Here is a 25,480-nt window from a genome sequence, read left to right as displayed (position 1 = left end):
GTTTGCTTAGAGCAAATGCTTCACGCCTTCTTGCTCTTCAGTCAATTCATTCAATGTGAAATTCATGCGCTCACGTGAGAATGCATCAACTTCTAAACCTTGAACAATTTTGTACTCGCCGTTTTCGCAGGTCACTGGGAAGCCATACATCACATCCTTAGGAATGTCGTATGAACCATCTGATGGAATACCCATTGTGACCCACTTACCATTTGTACCGCAGTGCCAATCATGGATGTGATCGATGGCAGCATTCGCAGCAGAAGCTGCTGAAGACAAACCGCGTGCATCGATGATCGCTGCGCCACGCTTACCAACTGTTGGCAAGAATGTGTTCTTGTTCCACTCTTCGTCATTGATCATTTGCTTCACTGATTGACCACCAATCGTTGCAAAACGATAGTCAGGGTACATCGTTGGGCTGTGGTTGCCCCACACGATCAATTTCTCAATGTCAGCCACTGCTTTACCAGTCTTAGCTGCCAATTGTGACAAAGCGCGGTTGTGGTCCAAACGTAACATCGCTGTGAAATTCTTAGCTGGTAGGTCTGGTGCTGATTTCATCGCGATATAAGCATTCGTGTTTGCTGGGTTACCTACAACCAATGTCTTAACAGTGCGCTTAGCTACTGCGTTCAAGGCTTTACCTTGAGCTGTGAAAATTTGTGCATTCGCTGACAAAAGATCTTTACGCTCCATGCCAGGGCCACGTGGACGAGCACCCACTAGAACTGCGTAGTCAATGTCTTTGAACGCTGTCATTGGATCGCTATGAGCAGTCATGCCTGCAAGCAATGGGAATGCGCAGTCATCGATCTCCATCATCACGCCTGAAAGGGCTTTTTGAGCTTTTTCATCAGGGATTTCTAACAATTGCAAAATCACCGGTTGGTCTTTGCCCAACATGTCGCCATTGGCGATGCGGAATAATAATGAATAGCCAATTTGGCCGGCTGCGCCAGTAACTGCGACGCGCAATGGTGCTTTTGCCATGAGTTTGCTCCAAGCTTAATTAAAAAAAGTGATATTGCGCCTTGGTTCTGACGCTAAACCTACAAAGTTTAGGACTTTATGACTATTTCTGTCAAATAGTCTTATATAAGACATAAGTCTATAGACTAAAACCCCTTGGTTGTGATGAAATAACGGTCATGACCGAAACAATTGCAACTTTTAGCCCGCTTTATCAGCAAATCAAGGCGCTAATTTTGGGAAGCTTGCAGGCTGGAGAGTGGAAGCCTGGCGAAGCCATTCCCAGTGAAAACGACCTGGCCACCAGGTTCAAGGTCAGTCAGGGCACAGTTCGCAAGGCCATTGACGAGTTAGCCAGTGAAAATCTACTGGTTAGAAGGCAAGGCAAGGGCACTTTTGTCGCCACCCACCATGAAGACCGGGTTCATTTCCGGTTTTTGAGGCTGGTTCCCGATGACGGTGAGCCACATTACCCAAAAAGTACCATTTTGGACTGCAAGCGCTTAAGAGCTCCGGCTGAGATTGCCCGTTTATTGGATCTCAAATCTGGTGATGCGGTGGTTCAGATTGAGCGTATTCTTTATTTTTCAGAAGAAGCAACGGTTTACGAAGAAATTTGGCTTCCTGGAACCACTTTTAAGGGTTTGAGCGTCGAACGCTTGGTCGATTGGCGTGGGCCGATGTATGCCTTGTTTGAAACAGAATTTGGCACCCATATGGTGCGTGCCACTGAGCGCTTGAGAGCAGTTGCTGCCGATGAGTTATCTGCGAAGCACTTAGGAGTTGAGCAAAACACTCCACTATTAGCTGTGGAGCGTGTGTCTTACACCTACGGAGAGCGTCCAGTCGAGGTTCGTAAGGCTGTGTATTTGACCGCAAGCCATCATTATTTAAATGAATTAAATTAACGGTGTAGGCAGTTTTTAAGATTTTTTAGTTTTAGCAGCAGTTTTTTTTGAAAAGTCAGACTTAAGAAAGTTAATTAAGCGATAAAATCATTTGTTTTGCAGCACAGCAAAAAATAAACAGGGGTTTGAGATGCCAGAATTTAGAAATATTCATGTTTTTGACTTGATGAAATATCGCCTGCCATGGGCTGGCAAAGTATCAATCTTGCATCGCGTGAGCGGCTTATTGATGTTCATTTTGATTCCATTCGTGCTTTATCTTTTAGATAAAAGCATCACTTCAGAAATCAGTTTTGAAACTTTTAAATCAGTGATGGCTCATCCGATCATCAAATTGATCGTTTTGGCTTTGATTTGGTCTTACCTTCATCACTTCTGTGCAGGTATTCGTTTCTTGATGCTAGATCTTCACAAAGGTATTGATAAATACTCAGCTGCTAAATCAGCTGTGGGTGTTCTAGTGGTTAGTTTGAGTTTGACAGCGGTGTGTGCTGCCAAGCTATTTGGTTTGTTTTAAGGAATCCACATGGCTAATAACAATATCGGACCAAAGCGCATCGTTGTTGGTGCCCATTACGGCCTTAAAGACTGGTTGTTGCAACGTGTGACAGCAGTCATTTTGATTGTCTTTACATTAATTTTGTTGGTGTCATTTTTGCTAGGTGATGCAACGTATGAAGCTTGGTCTGGCTTATTCGCCAACCAGATCATGAAGTTGATCACATTGCTGGCCATCATGAGTTTGTTGTATCACGCATGGATTGGTGTTCGCGACATTTGGATGGATTACATCAAGCCAGTGAGCATCCGTTTGACACTGCACGTATTAACCGCGTTATGGCTAATTGGTTGTTTAGGCTATACCGCTCAAATCCTTTGGAGGGTGTAACGCATGGCTGCCATCAAGACAGCATTACCTACACGTCGTTTTGACGTTGTTATCGTTGGTGCCGGCGGTGCCGGTATGCGAGCTTCATTGCAATTGGCTGAAGCTGGCCTAAACGTTGCAGTTCTCTCAAAAGTTTTCCCAACACGTTCACACACAGTGGCAGCGCAGGGCGGTATCGGTGCTTCATTGGGTAACATGAGTGATGACAATTGGCACTACCACTTCTTTGACACAGTCAAAGGTTCTGACTGGTTGGGTGACCAAGATGCGATCGAGTTCATGTGTCGTGAAGCTCCAAAAGTTGTTTATGAGTTAGAGCATTACGGTATGCCTTTTGACCGTAATCCAGATGGCACTATTTATCAGCGTCCATTCGGTGGTCACACTGCGAACTACGGTGAAAAAGCTGTGCAGCGCGCTTGTGCTGCAGCGGACCGTACAGGCCATGCTTTATTGCACACACTTTATCAACGCAACGTGCGCGCCAAGACACACTTCTTCGTTGAGTGGATGGCACTAGACATCATTCGTGATTCTGAAGGTGATGTGGTTGGTGTGACTGCTTTAGAAATGGAAACTGGAGAAGTTCATATTCTTCAGGCCAAGTGCGTGATGTTTGCAACGGGTGGTGCTGGCCGTATTTGGCAAGCTTCAACCAACGCTTTCATCAACACAGGTGATGGTATGGGTATGGCAGCACGCGCTGGTGTACCACTAGAAGACATGGAATTCTGGCAATTCCACCCAACCGGTGTTGCTGGTGCGGGTGTGTTGTTGACCGAAGGTTGTCGTGGTGAAGGTGCGATTCTTTTGAACAGCTCTGGTGAGCGATTCATGGAGCGTTATGCACCAACTCTTAAAGACCTAGCACCAAGAGACTTTATCTCTCGTTGTATGGACCAAGAGATCAAAGAAGGTCGTGGTTGTGGTCCAAACAAAGACTACATCGAACTCGACTTGACCCACTTGGGCGCCGACACGATTCACAAGCGTTTGCCATCTGTTTATGAGATCGGTATCAACTTCGCTAACGTGGACGTGACGAAGAATCCAATTCCAGTTGTGCCAACAATTCACTATCAGATGGGTGGTATTCCAACCAATATTCATGGCCAAGTAGTTGCGCCTAAGAATGGCAATCCAAACGAAGTGATCAATGGTTTTTATGCGATGGGCGAGTGCTCTTGCGTATCAGTGCACGGTGCCAACCGTTTAGGTACTAACTCATTGTTAGACTTGTTGGTGTTTGGTCGCGCTGCTGGTAATCACGTGGTTGAGACAGCATTGAAACAAAAAGAGTTCAAACCACTTCCAGCGGATGCTGCTGATAGTTCATTGTCACGTTTGGCGAAATTGGACAACTCAACATCTGGTGAGTACACACAAGATGTGGCCAATGACATTCGCAGTACGATGCAAAAACATTGCGGCGTATTCCGTACTCAAGAACTCATGGATGGCGGCGTTGCCAAAATGGGCACAATCACTGAGCGCGCGAAGAGCATTCACTTGAAAGACAAGTCAAAAGTGTTCAACACTGCTCGTATCGAAGCTCTTGAATTAGAGAATTTGGTTGAAGCTGCAAATGCCACAATGATTTCAGCTGCTGCTCGTAAAGAAAGTCGTGGCGCACATGCGCACGATGATCACCCTGAGCGTAATGACCAGCAATGGATGAAACACACACTCTGGTACAGCGAAGGCAACAAGCTTGATTACAAGCCTGTGAAGTTAACTCCGCTAACCGTTGAATCTATTCCACCAAAAGTTCGTACTTTCTAAAAGTATTAAGGAAGAAACATGAGCGATACACGTATATTTGAAGTCTACCGTTACGATCCAGAAGTCGATGCAGCGCCACGCATGCAAAGTTATGAAGTGGAGTTGGATGGTTCTGAGCGCATGTTGTTAGATGCGTTGATGAAGCTAAAGAAGATGGATGAGACTTTGTCTTTCCGTCGCTCTTGCCGTGAAGGTGTTTGTGGTTCTGATGCCATGAATATCAATGGTAAGAATGGCTTGGCTTGCTTGACCAATATGTTGACTTTGCCAAAGAAGATTTCTTTGCGTCCACTACCTGGCTTGCCAGTGGTGCGTGACTTGATCGTTGACATGACTCAGTTCTTCAAGCAATACCACTCGATTCGTCCTTATTTGGTGAACGATATTCCGCCGCCAGAGAAAGAGCGTTTGCAAAGCCCAGAAGAGCGTGAAGAGTTGGATGGTTTGTATGAGTGCATCTTGTGTGCTTCATGCTCAACATCTTGCCCATCGTTCTGGTGGAACCCAGATAAGTTCGTGGGTCCAGCTGGTTTGTTGCAAGCATATCGCTTCATCGCTGACAGCCGTGATCAGGTGACATCTGAGCGTTTGGATAACTTAGAAGATCCATACCGTTTGTTCCGTTGCCACACCATCATGAACTGTGTGGACGTTTGTCCTAAAGGATTGAACCCAACAAAAGCGATTGGTAAGATCAAAGAGTTAATGGTTCGACGAGCTGTTTAATGCCGATACCATCTGAAACCTTGTCGCTCTTGCGTTGGCGTGCGCGACGAGGTTTGTTAGAAAATGATTTGATGATGGAGCGCTTCTTCGAGCGCTTTCATGATCAGATTGAAGAGGATGACTTAGGGCCTCTCAATACTTTGTTGGATCTTAGTGACAATGACTTGATGGATTTGTTGCTGCGTCGCAAGGAACCGGAGGGGGAACTTGCGAATGAAGGTGTGCATCGTGTCCTAGCCATGTTGCGCCCAGTTAGAAATTAATCATTTCTACAAGAAGTTGCTGGGAATAAAACTTGTTAGTTTGCTAAAAACAAAAAACGCGTATAAGGGATTGAAAAAATGAACGCTACAAATGAAAAAGCCACGTTATCGTTCTCAGATGGCACACCAGCCATTGAGTTGCCAATTTATAAGGGTGTTGTTGGCCCTGACGTGATTGATATTCGCAAACTTTATGGTCAAACGGGTAAGTTCACTTATGACCCAGGTTTTATGTCTACAGCTTCATGTAACTCAAAGATCACTTATATCGATGGTGATAAAGGTGAGTTGCTTTATCGCGGTTACCAGATCCAAGATTTGGCCACTAACTGTGACTTCTTAGAGTCTTGCTATTTATTATTAAAAGGCGAGTTGCCAAATGCAGCTCAAAAGAAAGAATTTGATGACTTGGTCATGCACCACACGATGGTTCATGAGCAAATGCAATTCTTCTTGCGCGGCTTCCGCCGTGACGCGCACCCAATGGCCGTGTTAACAGGTTTGGTTGGTGCGATGGCTGCTTTCTATCATGATGGTTTGGACATCAATGATGCTCACCAACGTGAAGTGTCACAAATTCGTTTGATCGCAAAAATGCCAACATTGGTTGCGATGGCTTACAAGTATTCAGTTGGCCAGCCAATGATTTACCCAAAGAACAATCTTTCATACACAGCTAACTTCATGCAAATGATGTTTGCAACTCCTTGTGAAGAGTACAAGGTGAATGATGTGTTGGTCAGAGCTTTGGACCGTATCTTTATTTTGCATGCTGATCATGAGCAAAATGCTTCAACTTCAACGGTCCGCTTGGCTGGTTCTTCAGGCACCAATCCATTTGCTGCGATTGCTGCTGGTGTGGCTTGCTTGTGGGGTCCTGCTCACGGCGGCGCTAACGAAGCTTGCTTGCAGATGTTGGAAGAGATTCAAGCCAACGATGGCGTTGAGAAGATTGACGAGTTCATTGCTAAAGTTAAAGACAAGAACTCTGGCGTTCGTTTGATGGGCTTTGGTCACCGCGTTTACAAAAACTTTGACCCACGCGCTAAATTGATGCGTGAAACTTGCTACGAAGTTCTTAAGGAATTAGGTCTTGAGAATGATCCGTTGTTCAAGTTGGCAATGACACTTGAGAAGATTGCTTTGGAAGACGAGTACTTCGTGAGCCGCAAGCTGTATCCAAACGTAGACTTCTACTCAGGCATCGTTCAGCGTGCATTAGGTATTCCAACAGAGATGTTTACTTGTATTTTTGCTCTTGCACGTACAGTGGGTTGGATTTCACAGTGGGAAGAAATGATCACTGATTCAGAATACAAGATTGGTCGTCCACGTCAGTTGTTTGTTGGTAGCCCAACACGCACTGTTCAGCCGATCGCCAAGCGTTAATTAGGAAAATTCATGGCACGTACTTTGTATGACAAGTTGTGGGATGACCATGTGGTTCATATGGAAGAGGACGGTACGACCGTCCTCTACATTGATCGACAGTTATTGCACGAAGTAACCAGCCCTCAAGCCTTTGAGGGTTTGTCTTTAGCGAAGCGCCCAGTTTGGAGAAATTCAGCCAATTTGGCGGTGTCTGATCACAACGTTCCTACAACAGATCGTTCTGAAGGCATCAAAGATCCTGTATCGCGTTTGCAAATTGATACCTTGGATCAAAACTGCGATTCATTTGGCATCACGCAATACAAGATGCACGATAAGCGTCAAGGCATCGTGCACGTGATTGGACCGGAGCAGGGCGCAACCTTGCCTGGTATGACAGTGGTTTGCGGAGATTCTCATACAAGTACGCACGGTGCGTTTGGTGCATTGGCGTTTGGTATCGGCACCTCAGAAGTTGAGCACGTGTTGGCCACGCAAACTTTGCTCATGAAGAAAAGTAAAAACATGTTGGTGCGAGTCGAAGGTCAATTGCCTTTGGGTTGTTCTGCTAAAGACATCGTTTTAGCCATCATTGGCAAGATTGGTACTGCGGGTGGCACTGGTTACACAATTGAATTTGCTGGTACAGCAATTCGCGCTTTATCCATGGAAGGTCGTATGACGGTCTGCAACATGGCGATCGAAGCTGGTGCGCGCGCAGGTATTGTGGGTGTTGATGAAACAACGATCAATTACGTCAAAGGTCGTCCTTATGCTCCAGCAGAGGGTGAGGCTTGGCGTCAAGCTTTGCAGTATTGGAGAAAATTACATACCGATGAAGGCGCACAATTTGACCGAGTGGTTGAATTACGCGCGGAAGACATCAAACCTCAAGTGACTTGGGGTACTTCACCAGAAATGGTTTTATCGATTGAAGACAAAGTACCTGATCCTGAAAAAGAAAAAGATCCGGTCAAGCGTGAGGCCATGGAAAGAGCGCTCAGCTACATGGCATTAACGCCAAACACAGCCATTGAAGCCATCATGGTTGATAAAGTATTCATCGGCTCTTGCACCAACAGTCGTATTGAAGACATCCGCGCGGCTGCAAGGGTGGTTGAGCGAATTGCTAAGAAGGTGTCGCCGACTGTGAAGTTGGCCATGGTTGTTCCTGGTTCTGGTTTGGTGAAAGAGCAAGCTGAACGCGAAGGTTTGGATCGTGTGTTCAAGGCCGCTGGCTTTGAGTGGCGTGAGCCTGGTTGCTCCATGTGCTTGGCCATGAATGCTGATCGTCTTGAGCCAGGTGAGCGTTGTGCTTCAACATCCAACCGTAACTTTGAGGGACGCCAAGGTAATGGTGGAAGAACGCATTTGGTGAGCCCTGCGATGGCTGCAGCTGCAGCTTTAGAAGGCCACTTTGTAGATGTTCGTAAAATAGCGTAAACCCTGGAGACAATAAATATGAGAAATTTAAAATTAGTACTTGCTTGTTTGATGGCTACTTCATTGATGGCTTGCAATACGATTTCTGGTATCGGCCAAGATCTTCAGAACTTGGGAAGTGTTGTTGATAAAAATACATCTAAGAAATCTGATTCTGGCAATGATGCTTCAAATTCTGGCGTGGTTGTTACACCGGTTAAATAATGAATAAGTTCACAGTTCACCAAGGCTTGGTTGTTCCGCTCGATCGCGAGAACGTGGATACCGATGCCATCATTCCAAAACAGTTTTTGAAATCAATCAAAAGAACTGGTTTTGGACAAAACTTGTTTGATGAATGGCGTTACTTAGACCATGGCGAGCCTGGTCAAGATTGTTCTAACCGCCCAATCAATCCTGATTTTGTTTTGAACCAATCTCGCTACAAAGGTGGCAGCATTCTTTTGGCTCGTCAAAACTTTGGTTGCGGCAGTTCTCGTGAACACGCTCCTTGGGCTTTAGAGCAGTATGGTTTTAGAGCAGTGATTGCTCCAAGTTTTGCAGATATCTTTTTTAACAACTGTTACAAAAATGGTTTGTTACCAATTGTTTTATCTGCACAACAAGTCGATCACTTGTTCAATGAAACAGCAGCATTCAATGGTTACCAATTAACCATCGATCTAGAAAAGCAACAAGTCATTGCGCCAGATGATCGCGCTTATGATTTTGATATCGCTCCATTTAGAAAATATTGCATGGTCAATGGTTTGGACGATATTGGTTTGACGTTGCGACACGCAGACAAAATCAAGGCCTATGAGTCTGAGAGAGTTCTGCGCATGCCTTGGTTAGCGACAAAGCTTCCTTAATTTTTTCCTGTTTAAAGGTTTGACATGAAGATTGCAGTATTGCCAGGTGATGGCATTGGTCCTGAAATCATTGCAGAAGCAGTGAAGGTCTTGAATGCCTTGGGCGAATCCTTTGAAATGGAAACTGCCCCAGTGGGCGGTGCTGGCTATGAGGCCAAAGGGCATCCTTTGCCTGAAGATACTTTGAAGTTAGCAAAAGAAGCTGATGCGATTTTGTTTGGTTCAGTGGGTGACTGGAAGTACGACACCTTGGCCCGTGAACTACGTCCTGAGCAAGCCATTCTTGGTTTACGCAAACACCTCAGTTTGTTTGCTAATTTAAGACCAGCTATTTGCTATCCAGAGTTGACTGAAGCATCTAGCTTAAAACCAGAAATCATTGCTGGTTTGAACATCTTGATCGTGCGTGAGTTGAACGGTGATATTTACTTTGGCATGCCAAAGGGTATTCGTACTGCTACAGATGGTTTATTCCCTGGCACACGCGAAGGTTTTGACACCATGCGTTATTCAGAGCCTGAAGTAGAGCGCATTGCTCATGTGGCATTTCAGGCGGCACAAAAGCGTAACAAGCGCGTGTGCAGTGTTGATAAATCAAACGTGCTTGAGACTTCACAGTTGTGGAGAGAAGTCATGACGCTCATCGCTAAAGAATATCCTGAGGTTGAACTCAGTCATATGTATGTGGATAACGCTGCCATGCAATTGGTCAAGGCACCAAAAGCATTTGATGTGGTGGTCACTGGTAACTTGTTCGGCGATATCTTGTCGGATGAGGCATCGATGTTGACTGGCTCAATCGGTATGTTGCCATCTGCTTCATTGGATAAAAACAACAAAGGTCTTTATGAGCCAAGTCATGGTTCAGCGCCTGACATCGCGGGTAAGGGCATTGCCAATCCTTTGGCGACCATTTTGTCTGCGGCCATGATGTTGCGTTATTCATTGGGTATGGCTGACCAAGCTGATCGCATTGAGGCTGCCGTGCAAAAAGTCTTGGCTCAGGGTTATCGAACGGGTGATATCAAGACAGCTGGCTGCCAATTGGTGGGCACAAAAGAAATGGGCGAAGCAGTTCTAAAAGCTCTGTAAGATAGATACCCCAGGTTCATTAACAAAATTAACAAAAACTTTTTAAAAATATAGGTGTGGTGATGGCAACTCCATTGGTTGGTTTAGTAGGTTGGCGCGGTATGGTTGGCAGTGTCTTGATGCAGCGCATGCAAGACGAAGGCGATTTCGCATTCATTGAGCCAGTCTTTTTTAGCACGAGCAATGCTGGTGGACCAGCGCCTGCGATGGCTAAGAATGAGAAAAAACTTTACTCAGCTGATGATATTGATGCGTTGAAGCGTTGTGACATCATCATCACTTGCCAAGGTGGCGATTACACCAAAGAGATTTATCCAAAGATTCGTGCTGCTGGTTGGAAAGGTCATTGGATTGATGCGGCCAGCTCATTGCGCATGGTTGATGAATCTGTGATCATTTTGGATCCAGTGAACCGCCCAGTGATCGATTCTGCTATCAGCAAAGGTGGCAACTTATGGGTGGGTGGTAACTGCACAGTGAGTTTGATGTTGATGGCGATGGGCGGTTTGTTCCGCGAAGGCGCTATCGAGTGGGTGAGTGCCATGACTTACCAAGCAGCTTCTGGGGCGGGTGCTCAGAACATGCGTGAGTTGTTATCTCAAATGGGCGCTTTGCACGATGCAGTTAAAACAGAATTAGCTGATCCTGCATCTGCCATTTTGGATATTGATCGCAAAGTTGCTGAAACCATGCGTTCAGCTAATTTCCCGAAAAAGAATTTCCGCAACACAGCCTTGGCTGGTAGCTTGATTCCATGGATTGATGTGCCTGTTGAGCATGGTCAAACCAAAGAAGAGTGGAAGGGTGGCTCTGAGTGCAACAAGATTCTAGGTAACCCACCATTCAGAACTGCTGGCAGCATTCCAATTGATGGTTTGTGTGTGCGTATTGGCGCAATGCGTTGTCACTCACAGGGCTTGACCGTCAAGCTCAAAAAAGACATTCCTTTGAGCGATATCGAAGGCATCTTGGCTGGTGCTAACGATTGGGTCAAAGTTGTGCCAAATGATCGTGAAACCACCGAGAGAGACTTAACTCCAGCAGCAGTGACTGGTACTTTGACTGTGCCAGTAGGACGTTTGCATAAATTAGCCATGGGTCCTGATTATTTGGGCGCATTCACAGTGGGCGACCAGTTGTTATGGGGCGCTGCTGAGCCATTGCGCCGTATGTTGCGCATTTTGTTGGAGCGTTAATTTCTTGATTGCGCTCTTGCCACGTTTTCATCGTCTAGCACTTGGGTTGATCTCAGCAATTTTTGCTGGGCAAGCTCTTGCCTTGAATTTAGGCAACTTGAGCATTCAATCAAAAGTGGGTGAACCGCTGCAAGCGCAAATTTCGATTCAAGTTGACCCATCTGAGCTTTCATCGATCAAAGACATTCAGGCGGCTTTGGCCAGTCCTGAGATGTACCAACGTTTGGGCATCACGTCGTCAGCTGCCCAAGCTCAATTAAAAGTCACGGTATTGAAGGGCTCAAAAGAAGAGCCGGTGGCAATCAAGATCACTTCAGATGAAGTATTGAAATTAGCCACCAATGAAATCTTTTTGGATGCCTTGGTAGAAGTTCGTTGGTCTGCTGGTTTGGTGCGTCGTGTTTATACCTTGATGGTGGCAGATCAAGCCAGTGTCGAAGTAAAGGCTGGGGATACGTTGACAGAAATCGCCAGCAAGCTTGTAGCGAACTTTGATGAAGCTAGCTTAGATCAGGCATTGATATCTTTGTACAGAGCAAATCCTCAAGCATTCGCAGGCGGCAGTATTCATCGCTTGATGGCAGGTGCAGAATTAAAGATGCCTAGCCAAGCCATGATCAAGAGTGTGCCTAAGCAAGAGGCCAAAGAAATCGCTCAATCCGCAGATGCAGCCTATCGCTCAGGCAAAGGTGATTTACCTTTAAGTGCACTGCCTTCAAGTAAAGATAAAGCATCAACCGCGATTGGTGATCGACTAAAGGTGGGTCCTGCTGCTGGTCTAGAGGGTGAAGCCAAGCGTCGCATGGAAGAATTACTGGTTCAAGAAAAAGCTTTGTCTGAAGCCAAACAAAGAATTGTTGAATTAGAAAAAAATATTGCTGATCTTAAGAAGTTGATGCAAAACCAAGGATCAGTACAAGTAAATACCGATGCGATTGATTGGAAAAATCAAACAGGTCCTTTGGCGATTGCCATTTTTGTCTTCTTGGCCATTTTAGTTTTGTTAAAGCTTTCTAAGAGTGAGGCAAAGAAGGTTGGTCAGTCTGATAGTTCTGCTAATAAGTTAAATACCCAGTCAAATGCAGTTCCTGAACAAGCAGCCAAGTTATTCGCATCGCTTGATTTAAATCTCGTACCTACGGCGACCGCTTCTCAAAACTCTGGCTCTTTGCCGAGTGCTGAAAGTCTTCGTGTCAAACTAAATCTGATTAGAGCCTACATCACCATTGAAGATTTTTCTGCAGCTAGAGAAGCGATTCAGGAAGTGTTGGCAGTGAGCAATCAGATTGATCCTGAACTAACCATTCAAGCCAAATCATTGATGGCTGAAGTCAATCAACTCTCATCCAAATAGCATGCGCATTGCCTTGGGTTTGCAGTATGACGGGTCTGCTTTCTCTGGTTGGCAAACCCAAAGTAACGGCCAAACCGTTCAAGATCACCTAGAGTTAGCCTTGAGTCGCTTCATTGGTGACAACAATGAGCCCGTTAAAACCATCACAGCAGGAAGAACCGACACGGGAGTTCATGCTTTGGGTCAGGTGGTTCATTTTGATACTGAAGTGGTGAGACCCGATCTTTCTTGGGTCAAAGGGGTCAATGCCTTTTTGCCCCCAAGTGTCACAGTTCAGTGGGTCAAGCCAGTGCCTGATCATTTTGATGCCCGCTACATGGCTTTCGAGCGAAGCTATTGCTATGCCTTATTAACTGGTTCAACGCCTTCACCTCTCGTGCACGGTAAAGCAGGCTTTTTAAGTTTGCCAAAGGGTAAAACTTTGGATGTGCCTGCCATGCATGAAGCTGCCCAGGTATTGGTGGGTGAGCATGACTTCAGTTCATTTCGTTCGTCTGAATGTCAAAGTAAAACTCCGATCAAGACTTTGTACCAAGTGTCCGTGATTGAAAATGGCCCATGGGTTTACTTTATTTTCAGGGGCAATGCTTTCTTGCATCACATGGTTCGTAATTTGGTGGGTAGTCTGCTCTTGATTGGCACTGGAAAAGAACCGGTCACCTGGATGAGCAGTTTGCTAGCAGCAAAAAACCGTCAATTGGCCGGTGCCACCTTCATGGCTGATGGACTTTATCTTCTTAGGGTAGGATACCCAGAACAGTTCGAAATTCCTGAGCCGAATTTGGCCAATAGCTTTTTACCGATCAATCTTTTAGGATAGTCAGGCACTTGATGGGCTTACTTAAGCAAACCGCTGACAAAACCAGAATCAAATTCTGTGGTTTTACTCGTTCAAGCGATGTGGACGCGGCTGTTTCTATGGGGGTGGATGCCCTGGGATTTGTCTTTTATGAGCCAAGCCCCCGGTATGTCAGCCCTGAAATGGCAGCGGCCTTGATTGCTCGTATGCCTGGCGGGATGGATGCTGTGGCTTTGGTGGTCAACCCAACGGATGAAGAGGTTTTGAGGATCCAGGAGCGTGTTCCCACCACTTTGTGGCAGTTTCATGGGGATGAGACCCCAGAGCGCTGTAAAGAGATCGCCCAGGGCATGCCATGGCTGAAAGCCGCCAGAATGAAGGCGGACTTCAACTTATCTGAATTTTCTCTACAATACGCAGATGCAGCCGGCTTTTTACTGGATGCCTTCGTTGAGGGCTACGGTGGGGGTGGGCATGTATTTGATTGGTCATTGATACCGGACACATGGACAAAAGAAAACGCGCATCGGGTCGTTTTGAGTGGTGGATTGAACACGCACAACGTGGGCGAGGGTATTGCACACCTTAAACCTTGTGCTGTGGATGTGTCGAGTGGCATTGAAGTGGCAAAAGGTCAAAAAAGCCCTGAACTAATGATGGCGTTTATTCAAGCAGTCCGGGATGCCGATCAAGGCATCTCATTCGTGTAGAGGTAACACTATGTATGATTTTCCAGACGTCAGAGGTCATTTCGGTCCCTATGGTGGTGTCTTCGTTTCTGAAACTTTGATGTATGCCTTGACTGAGCTCAAAGAGACATACGCCAAGTATCAAAATGACCCAGAATTTTTAGCTGAATTCCATTCAGAGTTAAAACACTTTGTGGGTCGCCCATCGCCTGTGTATCACGCCAAACGTTGGAGTGAGATGTTGGGTGGGGCACAAATCTATTTGAAGCGTGAAGATTTGAACCACACGGGCGCACACAAAATTAATAACGTGATTGGTCAAGCGATGTTGGCCAAGCGCATGGGTAAAAAACGCATCATTGCTGAAACAGGTGCTGGTCAGCACGGTGTGGCAACAGCCACCATCTGTGCCCGCATGGGATTAGAGTGCATTGTTTATCAAGGCTCTATCGATGTGGCCCGCCAAGCTCAAAACGTTTATCGCATGAAACTCTTGGGTGCGACGGTTGTGCCAGTTGAATCTGGTACCAAAACTCTTAAAGATGCTTTGAACGAAGCGATGCGCGATTGGGTGACCAATGTGGAAAGTACGTTCTACATCATCGGCACGGTGGCAGGTCCTCATCCATACCCAATGATGGTGAGAGATTTCCAAAGTGTGATTGGTGAAGAGTGCAAAGTACAAATGCCAGAAATGATTGGTCGTCAACCTGATTACGTGATGGCTTGCGTGGGCGGTGGTTCAAACGCCATGGGTATTTTCTATCCATACATCGATGTGCCGAATGTGAAACTAGTTGGTGTTGAAGCAGCTGGTTATGGTTTGAACACCAAGGCACATTCAGCAGCATTGGTTGCTGGAACACCAGGCGTGTTGCACGGCAACCGCACCTATTTGTTGCAAGATGAAAACGGCCAAATTGCTGAGACGCATTCAGTATCAGCTGGTATGGACTATCCAGGCGTTGGTCCTGAGCATGCTTGGTTGAAAGATTCTAAGCGTGCGGAATATGTCGCTGTAACGGATGATGAAGCACTCAAGGCGTTTCATGATTGCTGTCAAATTGAAGGCATCATTCCTGCGCTAGAAAGTAGTCACGCCATCGCTTACGCATGTAAATTGGCCCCAACCTTACCGAAAGATAAATCAATCTTGATCAATCTATCGGGAAGGGGAGACAAAGACATGCACACCGTTGCTCAAGAATCAGGTTTGAAGTTTTAGGAATATAGATGTCAAAGATTGCAAAAGTATTTGCTGAATTAAAAGCACAGGGCCGCAAAGGTCTTGTGCCGTTTATCACTGCCGGTGATCCTGAACCAGGTATCACCCTTGATTTAATGCACGCCTTGGTGCGTGGTGGCGCTGATGTCATTGAGTTAGGAGTTCCTTTCTCAGACCCAATGGCTGATGGCCCTGTGATTCAGAGAGCTTCAGAGCGAGCTTTGTCTCACGGCACCACACTCAAGCATTGCATCGAATTGGTCAAACAATTTCGCCAAACCAACGATCACACCCCAGTGGTCTTGATGGGTTATGCCAATCCGATTGAGCACATGGGCACTGAAACATTTGTCAGAACTGCTAAAGATGCAGGAGTTGATGGTATTTTGGTGGTGGACTATCCACCAGAGGAATGCGAAGACTTCGCCAAGCAATGTAAAGCAGCTGGCATTGACCCTATTTTCTTATTGGCACCGACCTCATCGCAAGAGCGCATTGATCAGGTTGGCAAAGTGGCCGCTGGTTACATCTACTATGTGTCACTCAAGGGCGTCACTGGAGCGGCTAATTTGGATACGCAGGCAGTGGCAGGGATTATTCCCCAAATCAGAGCAGCATCTTCAGTGCCAATTGCAGTTGGCTTTGGTATCAGGGATGCCCAGTCCGCTGTGGCTATTGGTAAAACAGCCGATGCAGTTGTGATTGGTAGTCGAATCGTTCAGCTTTTAGAGGAAGCGGTGCCGGCACAGAGAGTACAATCACTAGAAGACTTTCTAAAGGATATCCGTAAGGCTTTGGATCAATAAATATGAGCTGGATTGATAAACTTCTCCCCCCAAGTATTCAACACACTGACCCTGCGCAGCGCAAAAGCGTTCCTGAGGGTTTGTGGATCAAATGCCCGTCATGCGAAGCTGTTTTATATCGCAATGACTTAGAGTCAAATATGCATGTGTGTCCTAAGTGTGACCATCACATGCGTATCAATGCTCGTGAGCGCCTAGATAAATTATTGGATTTAGAAGGTCGTCATGAGATTGGTCAAGAAGTGTTGCCAGTCGATGCTCTGAAATTCAAGGACACCAAGAAATACCCAGATCGCATCAAAGATGCGATGGATTCAACTGGCGAAACAGATGCGATGGTCGTCATGGCTGGATCAATTCACACCATCCCTGTGGTGGTGGCGTGCTTTGAATTTGAATTCATGGGCGGTTCAATGGGTTCTGTGGTGGGTGAGCGTTTTGTGCGCGGTGCCCAAATGGCCTTGGAACAAAAAGTACCGTTCATTTGTATCAGCGCCACGGGTGGTGCTCGTATGCAAGAGAGTTTGTTGTCATTGATGCAAATGGCTAAAACCAATGCGATGTTGGTGAAGCTGGCTCATGCAAAATTACCGTATATCAGCGTTCTGACCGACCCAACCATGGGTGGTATTTCAGCCAGTTTTGCTTTCATGGGTGATGTGGTGATGGCTGAGCCAAAAGCTTTGATTGGTTTTGCTGGTCCGCGTGTGATTGAACAAACTGTTCGTGAAAAATTACCTGAGGGCTTCCAGCGTTCAGAGTTCTTGATGCAAAAGGGTGGCATTGACATGATTGTTGATCGTCGCCAAATGCGCAAAGAGATTGCTGATTTATTGGCACTGTTGTTGAAGTTGCCAACAGATTCTGTCGTTTAAGACCTTAGCTTCACTTGCCTGCCACGTTTGACAATTTAGATGATTGGCTCCAGCACCTAGAGACAGCCCACCCCGTTGGGATCGATATGGGCTTGGAGCGCATCACGCGCGTTAAAGAAGCTCTTCAATTAAATTTCCAAGCGGTGGTTTTTACTGTTGGTGGCACCAACGGCAAAGGTTCTACCTGCGCTTTGTTAGAAAGCGTTTTATTAGCAGCGTCTTATAAAGTTGGTTGCCATACCTCTCCTCATTTACTGTCATTCAATGAACGTGCCCGTGTGAACGGTGAGAACGTGAGTGATGAACTCTTGCTTGAGCACTTCAGAGCAGTCGAATTAGCCAGAGCTTCATTGCCTGATGCACCCACGCTGACTTATTTTGAGTTCACCACCTTGGCCATCATGCATTTATTTGCAACAGCCGATTTGGATGCGGTCATTTTGGAAGTTGGTTTGGGTGGTCGCTTGGATGCTGTGAACATGATTGACACTGATTGTGCGATTGTGACCAGCATCGATTTAGATCACATGGAATACCTTGGCGACACCCGAGAAAAAATTGCTTTTGAAAAAGCGGGCATCTTCCGTTCTGATAAACCTGCCATTTGTGCAGATCCCGTGCCGCCTCAATCTTTGATTGATCATGCTGCATCGATAGGCGCTGATTTATGGTTATTGGGTAAAGACTATAACTTTCAGGGTGATAAACAGCAGTGGGGTTGGGCAGGGCGCGGCAAGCGTTTTTCAGGCTTGGGCTACCCAGCTTTGCGGGGCGCCAACCAATTACTCAATGCCAGCGCAGTGATCGCTGCTCTGATCGCTGTTAGGGACAGATTACCGGTTGGGGCTCAAGAAATCAGAAACGGCATGGCTTGGGTTGAACTTCCAGGGCGTTTTCAGGTTCTACCTGGACAACCCACGATCATCTTGGATGTGGCTCACAACCCTCATGCAAGCGCTGCCTTGGCACAAAACCTTGAGAACATGGCTTACCACCCCTATACGATCGCAGTTTTTGGTGCGATGGCGGACAAAGACATTGATGGGGTCTTGAAACCCATGATGGATAAGATTGATTTTTGGTATTTTTGCGATCTTCCAACCCCTCGTGCGGCCTCTGCAGAATCCCTGGCGACACGTATAAGATCCTTGGGCTTCAAAGAGGGAGCTGACTCTGGGATCGAGGTTTTCTCAAGTCCTGCTTTGGCCTATGAATCAGCCTTAAAAAAGGCGGGTGAGGGTGATAGAATATCGGTATTCGGATCCTTTTACACCGTTGCTGGTGTTCTGGCCTATCGAAATGCAAAAGCTCATTAACCATGACACAACTTTGAACATATAACTTAGCTGATGCGCCTACCTTTCCTTAACCGCCCAAGTAGTAAAAACAACACGCCCGTTGAGGATGGTCTAACAGAAGATCCAGAACGTCAAAAAGCCAGACATCGCTTAATTGGGGCAGTCTTTTTGGTAACGGTTGCGGTCGCAGGTCTACCTATCATTTTTGACTCTAAGCCAAAGCAATACAACAACGACATTGCCATCCAGATCATTCAGCCTGGAGCAAAAGACGAGAAGAAGGTTGAAGAGCCTAAAGAGGCTAAAGAGACCAAGGCCACCGATTCAGCCACACCATCTGCACCTGTGACATCAGCAGAAAATAAAGACAGCAAAGACTCTAAAGAAACTAAAGAAGCCAAAAAAGAAGAGGCTAAGACTGATAAACCAACTTCAGTCGCTAAGTCATTGGATAAGGGCGAGGAAGTTTTATCGATTCTTGAGAGTCGTACGCCAGCAAGTCCTGCGGCAGCGAATGCAGCAGTGACCCCCAACGGCAAGTTCATTGTTCAAATTGGCGCCTTCTCATCAGAGGAGCGCGTGAAGAATTGGCAAAAGAAATTAACAGAACAAAAAGTCAGTAGCTACATTGAAATCAGAACCAATAAGGAAGGCGTCAAACTCCACCTATTGAGATCTGGTCCGTATGCAGATAGAGCGAGTGCCGAAGCTGCTGAGAAGAAGATCAAGTATGTCGGTTTGAGTCCTAAAATTATTGAGCAAAAGCCACAGTGATGAACGGATCTAAACAATCATGAACATGCATTTCACTGTCGTTGATATAGCTTTTTTTGCAGTGCTCGTTATCTCAGCGCTGTTGGGTATTTGGCGTGGCTTGATCAGAGAAGTTTTTGCTTTGATTGCTTGGGTTGCTGCCTCTTGGATTTCTTATCACTATGCCACTTGGTTGGCCAAAGAGTGGTTAAGTGGTGTGCCAGGTGGAGAGATGACTCAGTTAGCACTTGGTTTTGTGATTTTGTTCATTGTGACGATGATCATTTGTGCATTGATTGGACGTTTTTTAGCCAAACTCATGCAGCAAGCTGGATTAAGTCCGATGGATCGTTTTTTAGGTTTTGCTTTTGGCCTCTTAAGAGGCTTGTTGGTCATCGTTGTGTTGAGCAGTCTCTTGTCATTGACGGGGGCAACTCAAACAACTGAATGGCGCAAAGCTTGGACCTTGCCAGCAATTGAATTGCTCACTGGCATGGCTCAAGCTTGGTTACCGGATGAATGGGCTGCTCAGGTGTCTGAGCAGTTGAAGAAGTAGTTTTAAAAGATAGAGGTTTTTATGTGTGGAATTGTCGGGGCGGTTGGCAATAGTCCAGTGAATCAGTTGCTCTATGACGCATTGTTGCTTTTGCAACATCGCGGTCAGGATGCCGCTGGTATAGCTACCATGAACGGCAGTTCATTTAGCATGCATAAGGCCAATGGCATGGTGCGTGATGTATTCAGAACACGCAATATGCGTAGCTTGCCAGGTAATGCTGGTATCGGTCAGGTTCGTTACCCAACAGCAGGATCAGCGAGCAGTGAAGAAGAAGCTCAGCCGTTTTATGTGAACGCACCATTCGGCATCATCTTGGCTCACAACGGCAACCTCACCAATGCACCTGCATTGCGTGATGAGATGTTCTACCGTGATCGCCGCCATATCAATACGAATTCGGACACAGAAGTTTTATTGAACGTGTTGGCTGATGAACTTCAGCGCGCCACAGACAGCATCGCTTTAGATGCTGCATCAGCATTTACTGCTGTGACAAAAGTGCAAGAGCGTTTAAAAGGTTCTTACGCAGTGGTTGCTTTGATCGCTGGTTATGGTTTATTGGCATTCCGTGATCCATTCGGAATTCGTCCGCTGTGCATTGGTCGCATGGACACACCGAATGGTCCTGAATGGTTGATTGCTTCTGAGTCTGTGACTCTAGAAGGCTTGGGTTTCAAATTTGTTAGAGACGTGGCACCTGGTGAGGCGATCTTTATAGGTCAAGATGGCCAATTCCAAAGCAAGTTGTGCTCAGAAAATGCCACGCTCAATCCATGTATTTTTGAATACGTTTATTTGGCAAGACCTGATTCATGCATCGATGGTGTGACCGTTTATGACGTGCGCTTATTGATGGGTAATTACTTAGCAGAAAAAATTGCCCGAGAAACCGACGTCTCACAAATTGATGTAGTGATGCCTATCCCTGATTCAAGCCGCCCAGCAGCCATGCAGGTGGCCAAGTTATTAGGTGTTCCATACCGCGAAGGTTTCTTTAAAAATCGCTATGTGGGTCGTACCTTCATCATGCCTGGTCAAGCGATGCGTAAAAAATCAGTGCGTCAAAAACTCAATGCGATGCGCTTAGAGTTCAAAGACAAGAATGTGCTGATTGTGGACGATTCGATCGTGCGTGGCACAACCTCTTATGAGATTGTGCAAATGGCGCGCGATGCTGGTGCCAAGAAGGTGATCTTTGCCTCTGCTGCACCTCCTGTGCGCTTTCCAAACGTCTATGGCATTGATATGCCAACTCGCAGTGAATTGGTGGCCTATGGTCGAACCCATGAAGAGATCACCAAGCTGATTGGTGCTGATGAACTCATTTACCAAGACGTTGAAGATCTCAAAAAAGCGGTCAGAGATATCAACCCTGCGATCACCAATTTTGATGCTTCTTGCTTTGACGGTAAGTACATCACAGGCGACATCACCGAGTCTTATTTGGATGCTCTAGAAGCTTCTAGAAACACTCCTAAGGCATTGGCAGATCGTCAGCAGGGTGAGGCAACGGACTTGGCTCGCTCACAATTACATTTACATTTAGCCTCTCAAGAGTAGTATTGAGTCATGAGCGATAAAAAACGAGCACCTTTGGACATCAAAAACCTGCACGCCGACACTTTGGGTGTGCGTGCAGGCGTGCGTCGTACAGAGTTCAATGAACACTCTGAAGCCATGTTTTTAACCTCCAGTTTTTGCTTTGACAGTGCAGAGGATGCTGCGCATGGTTTTGCGAATGCTGAAAAAGGGTTTATTTATTCTCGTTTCACCAACCCAACAGTTGCGATGTTCCAAGATCGTTTGGCAGCGCTTGAGGGAGGCGAGTCATGTATTGCTACTTCTTCAGGTATGTCAGCGATCATGACTGTGGCGATGTCACATTTACAAGCGGGCGATCACGTGATCTGTTCACGCTCCGTGTTTGGCGCAACCATTCAGCTGTTCAACACTATTTTGAGTAAGTTTGGTATTGAAACAACTTACGTGGACATGGCCAACCTCGATTCTTGGAAGGCGGCTGTTAAACCTAATACCAAGCTATTTTATTTAGAGACGCCATCCAATCCTCTAACAGAGGTGGGTGATATTGCTGCCATTGCAGAAATTGCTAAAGCTGCCAAGGCGCTTTACGTGGTGGATAACTGTTTTTGTACGCCAGCCCTGCAAAAGCCATTAGAGCTAGGAGCTGATGTGATCATTCATTCGGCCACCAAATACTTGGACGGTCAGGGTCGTGTTCTAGGCGGCGCTATTGTTGGTACTGAAGAGTTTGTTTTGGGCAAAGTGTTCCCTTATGTCAGAACTGCTGGACCTACACTCTCTGCTTTCAATGCGTGGGTTTTACTCAAAGGTTTAGAGACTCTGAATTTGAGATTGGAAAAGCAAAGCCAATCAGCGCTTGAATTAGCGACTTGGTTAGAAAAGCATCCATCTGTTGAGCGTGTGTATCACCCAGGCTTAACTTCACACCCACAGTATGAATTAGCTAAGAAGCAGCAAAGAATGGGTGGTCCGATTTTGTCATTCGTATTGAAGGGTGGCAAAGAGGCCGCTTGGAAAGTCATTGATGGCACCAAGCTCTTATCAATCACCGCCAATTTGGGTGACACAAGAACCACCATTACTCACCCGGCCACAACCACGCATGTGCGCGTTTCACCAGAGGCGCGTGCAGCAGCAGGTATCACGGATAGTTTGGTGAGGATTGCAGTAGGCTTAGAAAATATCGAAGATATTAAAAATGACTTACTGCCTGGTCTAGGCAAGTAAGTCATCAAGAGAATCAGAATAAAAGAGGAAGCTTAAAAAGCTTCCTTTTCTGCTTCTAGGTAGGCAAGACTTGTGTATTTGCCGATATTTCCATCAAATCCTTTGGTGCGTTTTGCATACTTCATCACGCGAGGGTCTTTCAGTACTAGGTTTTTCGCTGAGCTTGGGTCTACACCATCCTGAACAGCTTTGACACATGTCTCATAAATACCTGACATGAACTCACCATATTCAGCGAGCAATTCTTTTTTAGCATTGCCGTGTCCTGGAATCCAAAGTTGTGCTCCTGCTGCTTGGGTCAATGCCTTGTATGTTTTGAAAGTTCCTACATATGAACCATCATCCATATTAGCGATGCGATCATCCATGGCAATATCGCCAACGTGAGTGACTTTGTCTTCAACAATTTCCATGCAGATATCGCCAGGCGTGTGCGCAATGCCATAGTGATGAACCTTGATGGTGACATCTCCGTACTTGAATACATCGCCATTGTTTGCAACATGCGTTGGTGGAATCACTTTGGTTCCTGCTGTTGCTTGATTGGTCCAGCGCTCCATTAAATTCTTCCAAGCATTGCCTTCAACACCTTTGATTTCTTTCATGCTGTGCGGGTGAGCATAAATAGGCATAGGACCATAAGCTTCAACAAAGGCTTGATTGCCCAAGAAGTGATCTCCGTGATAGTGCGAGTTAAATATGGCAATCACAGGCTTCTTGGTGAAAGTCTTCATCATCCTGATGGCCATTTCGCCAATTTGTACAGAGGCGCCTGTATCAATCACCACAATGCCTTTGGCCGTATCAACAAAAGTGATATTGGCCATCATGCCTTGGTTTTCAGGGGTTGGAAATCCATCGGGAGAGTGGATCATCCACACATGTTTGCTGAGTTGTTTGATTGGGTGATCTTTGATGCGAGGTCCACGAATAAAATCTTCAGCAGCTCTGGCAAACTCGGTGACCTGAGGCAAAGCTAAAAGACCCACGGCGCCTAAGGAAAGTTTTAGAACATTTCTGCGGTCATGGCTTGTCATACAACCTCGCTTATGTATTTTTTAGGTGAAACTTGATAGGCATGATGTGGATTTGCTCAGGGTCTAAATAAATCTTCTTTTGTGCGCCCACTTCAATGCCCAATCTTCTTAATTCGCTTGATGATGCTTGCCAAACAATTTGATCGTCACAATCATTGACTTGCCAATACACCACAGCCATCTGACCCAATTGTCTGACTCTTGCAACCGTGCAGTCAATTAGATTAATTTTGCAAGTATCAGCTTGTTGATTGGCTTGTTCTTCTGAGTTGAGTATTTCAATACTGTGACTTGGAATCACCCAAGCCACTTCAGTTGGCTTTTTGATCTTGCCTTTATCTTTAATCGATAAACTCAAGCCACGTTTGCCCCATGACAAACGACCTTGGTCATAAAGACCCTCAAATAAATTAGGGCTGCCAACCAACTCAGCCACGCGTGCATTGCGAGGTTTATCCAGCAAGTGATGTGGATCTGAAGTTTGTAAGCTCTTGCCTTGATCAATCACCGTGATTTGATCACCCAATCGAATCGCTTCATTCAAATCATGCGTCACGAGAATGATAGGCAATGAAACTGCCTGACGAAGTTCAGAAAGCGCTTCATAAAGATTTTGACGAGTCGGTGCATCAACTGCTGAGAACGGCTCATCTAAAAGCAGGGCATGAGGATCTCTGGCTAATGCACGAGCCAGTGCCACACGTTGTTGCTGACCGCCAGAGATTTGATGCGGCAAGCGATTGGCTAAATCGGCAATGCGTAATCGCTCTAACCAACGAAATGCTTCATCACGAGTCGATTGCTTACGACCTATCAAAGGAATCGAAACATTCTCTAAAACTGTGAGGTGTGGAAAGAGGGCGTAGTTCTGAAATAAAAATCCAATGGAGCGGCGATGAGTTGGCACAAAAACTTTATTGGCGCTGTCCAGCCATACTTGATCTTTGCACTGAATTAATCCTGACACATCGGATAGGCCAGCGATACTGCGCAAGGTGGTGGTTTTGCCGCTGCCCGATGGACCTACCAAGATGTGCAGTTCGCCAGGAGCGCATTCAAAATCAATGCGCATCGGAAAGCCTGTGCTGCGTTGTAGTTGAACTTTTAACATCAGGCTGCTCGCTTCTTGCCAGTCAATTGATAGCTCCAGGTAATTGCTAACAATGAAATGATTAACAAAAGTAATGACATGCCACTGGCGCTTGCATGATCCATGTTCTGCACGCTGTCATAGATTGAAATGGCAATCGTTTTTGTTTCACCAGGAATCGATCCCCCAATCATCAAGATTACGCCGAACTCGCCCAAGGTGTGTGCAAAGGTGATCACTGCAGCACTCACAATGCCGCGCCATGCCAGCGGCAATTCAATTAATTTAAATGCTTGCCAAGGATTTAAGCCGCTGCACTGAGCAGCCTCGCGAATGTCTTGAGGAATAGCTTCGAAGGCGCGTTGAATTGGTTGAATTGCAAAAGGTAAATTAAAAATAATTGAGGCAATCACCAAGCCTGTGAATGTGAAGGTCAATGGTTGATTAAAAAGCGTGACGTTGGTGAAGCTCACCAACAAGTAATAACCTAAAACTGTTGGAGGTAAAACCAAAGGCAGGGCAAGCGTGGCTTCTAAAAATGACTTACCTTTTTGCATGTTCGCCAAACGATATGCAACCCATATGCCAAATGGAATTAAAAAGAGCAGAGTAAAAAATGCAAGCTTCAGAGTCAGTAGCAGTGCTTGCGTATCAATCGTCATAGTTAGCTATAAAAAATAAGTGTTTACGAGAAGTGGTCAATAGTTAGTTAGATGCATTAAGTGTCAGT

At 46.0% G+C, this 25,480-nt stretch carries 27 protein-coding genes; 23 read left to right on the top strand and 4 right to left on the bottom strand.

Annotated features, from left to right (window positions below; all coding sequences use genetic code 11):
• Positions 1-6 precede the first annotated feature (6 nt).
• Complete coding sequence (locus tag GQ367_RS05435; RefSeq protein WP_215289705.1) at positions 7-993, bottom strand: malate dehydrogenase; 987 nt, start codon at positions 991-993, stop codon at positions 7-9.
• Between the two features lie 158 nt (positions 994-1,151).
• Between GQ367_RS05435 and GQ367_RS05430 the strand changes: the two genes are divergently transcribed.
• The 23 genes from GQ367_RS05430 to GQ367_RS05320 all read left to right on the top strand — a co-directional run bounded on the left by GQ367_RS05430 (position 1,152) and on the right by GQ367_RS05320 (position 22,623).
• Complete coding sequence (locus GQ367_RS05430; RefSeq protein WP_215289703.1) at positions 1,152-1,880, top strand: GntR family transcriptional regulator; 729 nt, start codon at positions 1,152-1,154, stop codon at positions 1,878-1,880.
• Positions 1,881-2,010: 130 nt separating this feature from the next.
• Positions 2,011-2,397: a succinate dehydrogenase, cytochrome b556 subunit gene (gene sdhC / locus GQ367_RS05425; protein WP_215289701.1), complete on the top strand. Its 387-nt coding sequence runs from the start codon at positions 2,011-2,013 to the stop codon at positions 2,395-2,397.
• Positions 2,398-2,406: 9 nt separating this feature from the next.
• A complete protein-coding gene (gene sdhD, locus GQ367_RS05420) occupies positions 2,407-2,769 on the top strand; it encodes a succinate dehydrogenase, hydrophobic membrane anchor protein (RefSeq protein WP_215289699.1) in 363 nt (120 codons plus the stop codon).
• A gap of 3 nt (positions 2,770-2,772) precedes the next feature.
• Positions 2,773-4,551 (top strand): succinate dehydrogenase flavoprotein subunit, encoded by a 1,779-nt coding sequence (gene sdhA, locus GQ367_RS05415; protein ID WP_215289697.1) that lies wholly within the window; start codon positions 2,773-2,775, stop codon positions 4,549-4,551.
• A gap of 18 nt (positions 4,552-4,569) precedes the next feature.
• Positions 4,570-5,277, top strand: a complete 708-nt coding sequence (locus tag GQ367_RS05410) for a succinate dehydrogenase iron-sulfur subunit (RefSeq protein WP_215289695.1) — start codon at positions 4,570-4,572, stop codon at positions 5,275-5,277.
• The gene (locus tag GQ367_RS05405; protein WP_215289693.1) at positions 5,277-5,540 is read left to right on the top strand and encodes a succinate dehydrogenase assembly factor 2; all 264 of its coding nucleotides are present in this window, start codon (positions 5,277-5,279) and stop codon (positions 5,538-5,540) included. The genes GQ367_RS05410 and GQ367_RS05405 overlap by 1 nt, the downstream gene beginning before the upstream one ends.
• 78 nt (positions 5,541-5,618) lie before the next feature.
• A complete protein-coding gene (gene gltA / locus GQ367_RS05400) occupies positions 5,619-6,929 on the top strand; it encodes a citrate synthase (protein WP_215289691.1) in 1,311 nt (436 codons plus the stop codon).
• Between the two features lie 12 nt (positions 6,930-6,941).
• Positions 6,942-8,354, top strand: coding sequence for a 3-isopropylmalate dehydratase large subunit (leuC, locus tag GQ367_RS05395; RefSeq protein ID WP_215289689.1), 1,413 nt, complete (start codon positions 6,942-6,944; stop codon positions 8,352-8,354).
• Between the two features lie 18 nt (positions 8,355-8,372).
• The gene (locus tag GQ367_RS05390) at positions 8,373-8,558 is read left to right on the top strand and encodes a hypothetical protein (protein WP_215289687.1); all 186 of its coding nucleotides are present in this window, start codon (positions 8,373-8,375) and stop codon (positions 8,556-8,558) included.
• Complete coding sequence (gene leuD, locus GQ367_RS05385) at positions 8,558-9,205, top strand: 3-isopropylmalate dehydratase small subunit (protein WP_215289685.1); 648 nt, start codon at positions 8,558-8,560, stop codon at positions 9,203-9,205. Before GQ367_RS05390 ends, leuD begins: the two co-directional genes overlap by 1 nt.
• Positions 9,206-9,229: 24 nt before the next feature.
• Positions 9,230-10,297 carry a 3-isopropylmalate dehydrogenase gene (leuB, locus tag GQ367_RS05380; protein WP_215289683.1) on the top strand — a complete coding sequence of 356 codons (1,068 nt, stop codon included), beginning with the start codon at positions 9,230-9,232 and terminating at the stop codon, positions 10,295-10,297.
• Between the two features lie 62 nt (positions 10,298-10,359).
• Complete coding sequence (asd, locus tag GQ367_RS05375; protein ID WP_215289681.1) at positions 10,360-11,493, top strand: aspartate-semialdehyde dehydrogenase; 1,134 nt, start codon at positions 10,360-10,362, stop codon at positions 11,491-11,493.
• Positions 11,494-11,497: 4 nt separating this feature from the next.
• Positions 11,498-12,847 (top strand): FimV/HubP family polar landmark protein, encoded by a 1,350-nt coding sequence (locus tag GQ367_RS05370; protein WP_215289679.1) that lies wholly within the window; start codon positions 11,498-11,500, stop codon positions 12,845-12,847.
• Position 12,848: 1 nt separating this feature from the next.
• Positions 12,849-13,667, top strand: coding sequence for a tRNA pseudouridine(38-40) synthase TruA (truA, locus tag GQ367_RS05365; protein ID WP_215289677.1), 819 nt, complete (start codon positions 12,849-12,851; stop codon positions 13,665-13,667).
• Between the two features lie 11 nt (positions 13,668-13,678).
• Entirely contained in the window at positions 13,679-14,356 is a 678-nt protein-coding gene (locus tag GQ367_RS05360; RefSeq protein WP_215291901.1) for a phosphoribosylanthranilate isomerase, read from the top strand.
• A 10-nt stretch (positions 14,357-14,366) separates the two neighbouring features.
• Positions 14,367-15,560 carry a tryptophan synthase subunit beta gene (gene trpB / locus GQ367_RS05355; protein ID WP_215289675.1) on the top strand — a complete coding sequence of 398 codons (1,194 nt, stop codon included), beginning with the start codon at positions 14,367-14,369 and terminating at the stop codon, positions 15,558-15,560.
• 8 nt (positions 15,561-15,568) lie between these two features.
• A complete protein-coding gene (trpA, locus tag GQ367_RS05350) occupies positions 15,569-16,366 on the top strand; it encodes a tryptophan synthase subunit alpha (protein WP_215289674.1) in 798 nt (265 codons plus the stop codon).
• Between the two features lie 2 nt (positions 16,367-16,368).
• Positions 16,369-17,241, top strand: coding sequence for an acetyl-CoA carboxylase, carboxyltransferase subunit beta (accD, locus tag GQ367_RS05345; RefSeq protein ID WP_215289672.1), 873 nt, complete (start codon positions 16,369-16,371; stop codon positions 17,239-17,241).
• Between the two features lie 14 nt (positions 17,242-17,255).
• Complete coding sequence (folC, locus tag GQ367_RS05340) at positions 17,256-18,557, top strand: bifunctional tetrahydrofolate synthase/dihydrofolate synthase (RefSeq protein WP_215289670.1); 1,302 nt, start codon at positions 17,256-17,258, stop codon at positions 18,555-18,557.
• 33 nt (positions 18,558-18,590) lie between these two features.
• Positions 18,591-19,313, top strand: a complete 723-nt coding sequence (locus GQ367_RS05335; RefSeq protein WP_215289668.1) for an SPOR domain-containing protein — start codon at positions 18,591-18,593, stop codon at positions 19,311-19,313.
• A 19-nt stretch (positions 19,314-19,332) separates the two neighbouring features.
• Complete coding sequence (locus tag GQ367_RS05330) at positions 19,333-19,848, top strand: CvpA family protein (protein ID WP_215289666.1); 516 nt, start codon at positions 19,333-19,335, stop codon at positions 19,846-19,848.
• A gap of 21 nt (positions 19,849-19,869) precedes the next feature.
• Positions 19,870-21,411 (top strand): amidophosphoribosyltransferase, encoded by a 1,542-nt coding sequence (purF, locus tag GQ367_RS05325; protein ID WP_215289664.1) that lies wholly within the window; start codon positions 19,870-19,872, stop codon positions 21,409-21,411.
• Between the two features lie 9 nt (positions 21,412-21,420).
• On the top strand, positions 21,421-22,623 hold the full coding sequence (locus GQ367_RS05320; protein ID WP_371818519.1) for an O-succinylhomoserine sulfhydrylase: 1,203 nt from the start codon (positions 21,421-21,423) through the stop codon (positions 22,621-22,623).
• Between the two features lie 32 nt (positions 22,624-22,655).
• On the opposite strand, the gene GQ367_RS05315 is transcribed toward GQ367_RS05320, so the two are convergent.
• Genes GQ367_RS05315 through modB form a run of 3 tightly spaced genes read right to left on the bottom strand, consistent with a single transcriptional unit; the run spans position 22,656 to position 25,412 of the window.
• Entirely contained in the window at positions 22,656-23,660 is a 1,005-nt protein-coding gene (locus tag GQ367_RS05315; RefSeq protein WP_215289662.1) for an MBL fold metallo-hydrolase, read from the bottom strand.
• Positions 23,661-23,670: 10 nt separating this feature from the next.
• Positions 23,671-24,771: an ABC transporter ATP-binding protein gene (locus GQ367_RS05310; protein ID WP_215289660.1), complete on the bottom strand. Its 1,101-nt coding sequence runs from the start codon at positions 24,769-24,771 to the stop codon at positions 23,671-23,673.
• On the bottom strand, positions 24,771-25,412 hold the full coding sequence (gene modB, locus GQ367_RS05305) for a molybdate ABC transporter permease subunit (RefSeq protein WP_371818517.1): 642 nt from the start codon (positions 25,410-25,412) through the stop codon (positions 24,771-24,773). Before modB ends, GQ367_RS05310 begins: the two co-directional genes overlap by 1 nt.
• Positions 25,413-25,480 lie beyond the last annotated feature (68 nt).

Source organism: Polynucleobacter sp. MWH-CaK5 (assembly GCF_018687615.1).
Lineage (GTDB): Bacteria > Pseudomonadota > Gammaproteobacteria > Burkholderiales > Burkholderiaceae > Polynucleobacter.
This window is presented reverse-complemented; position numbering and strand designations above follow the sequence as displayed.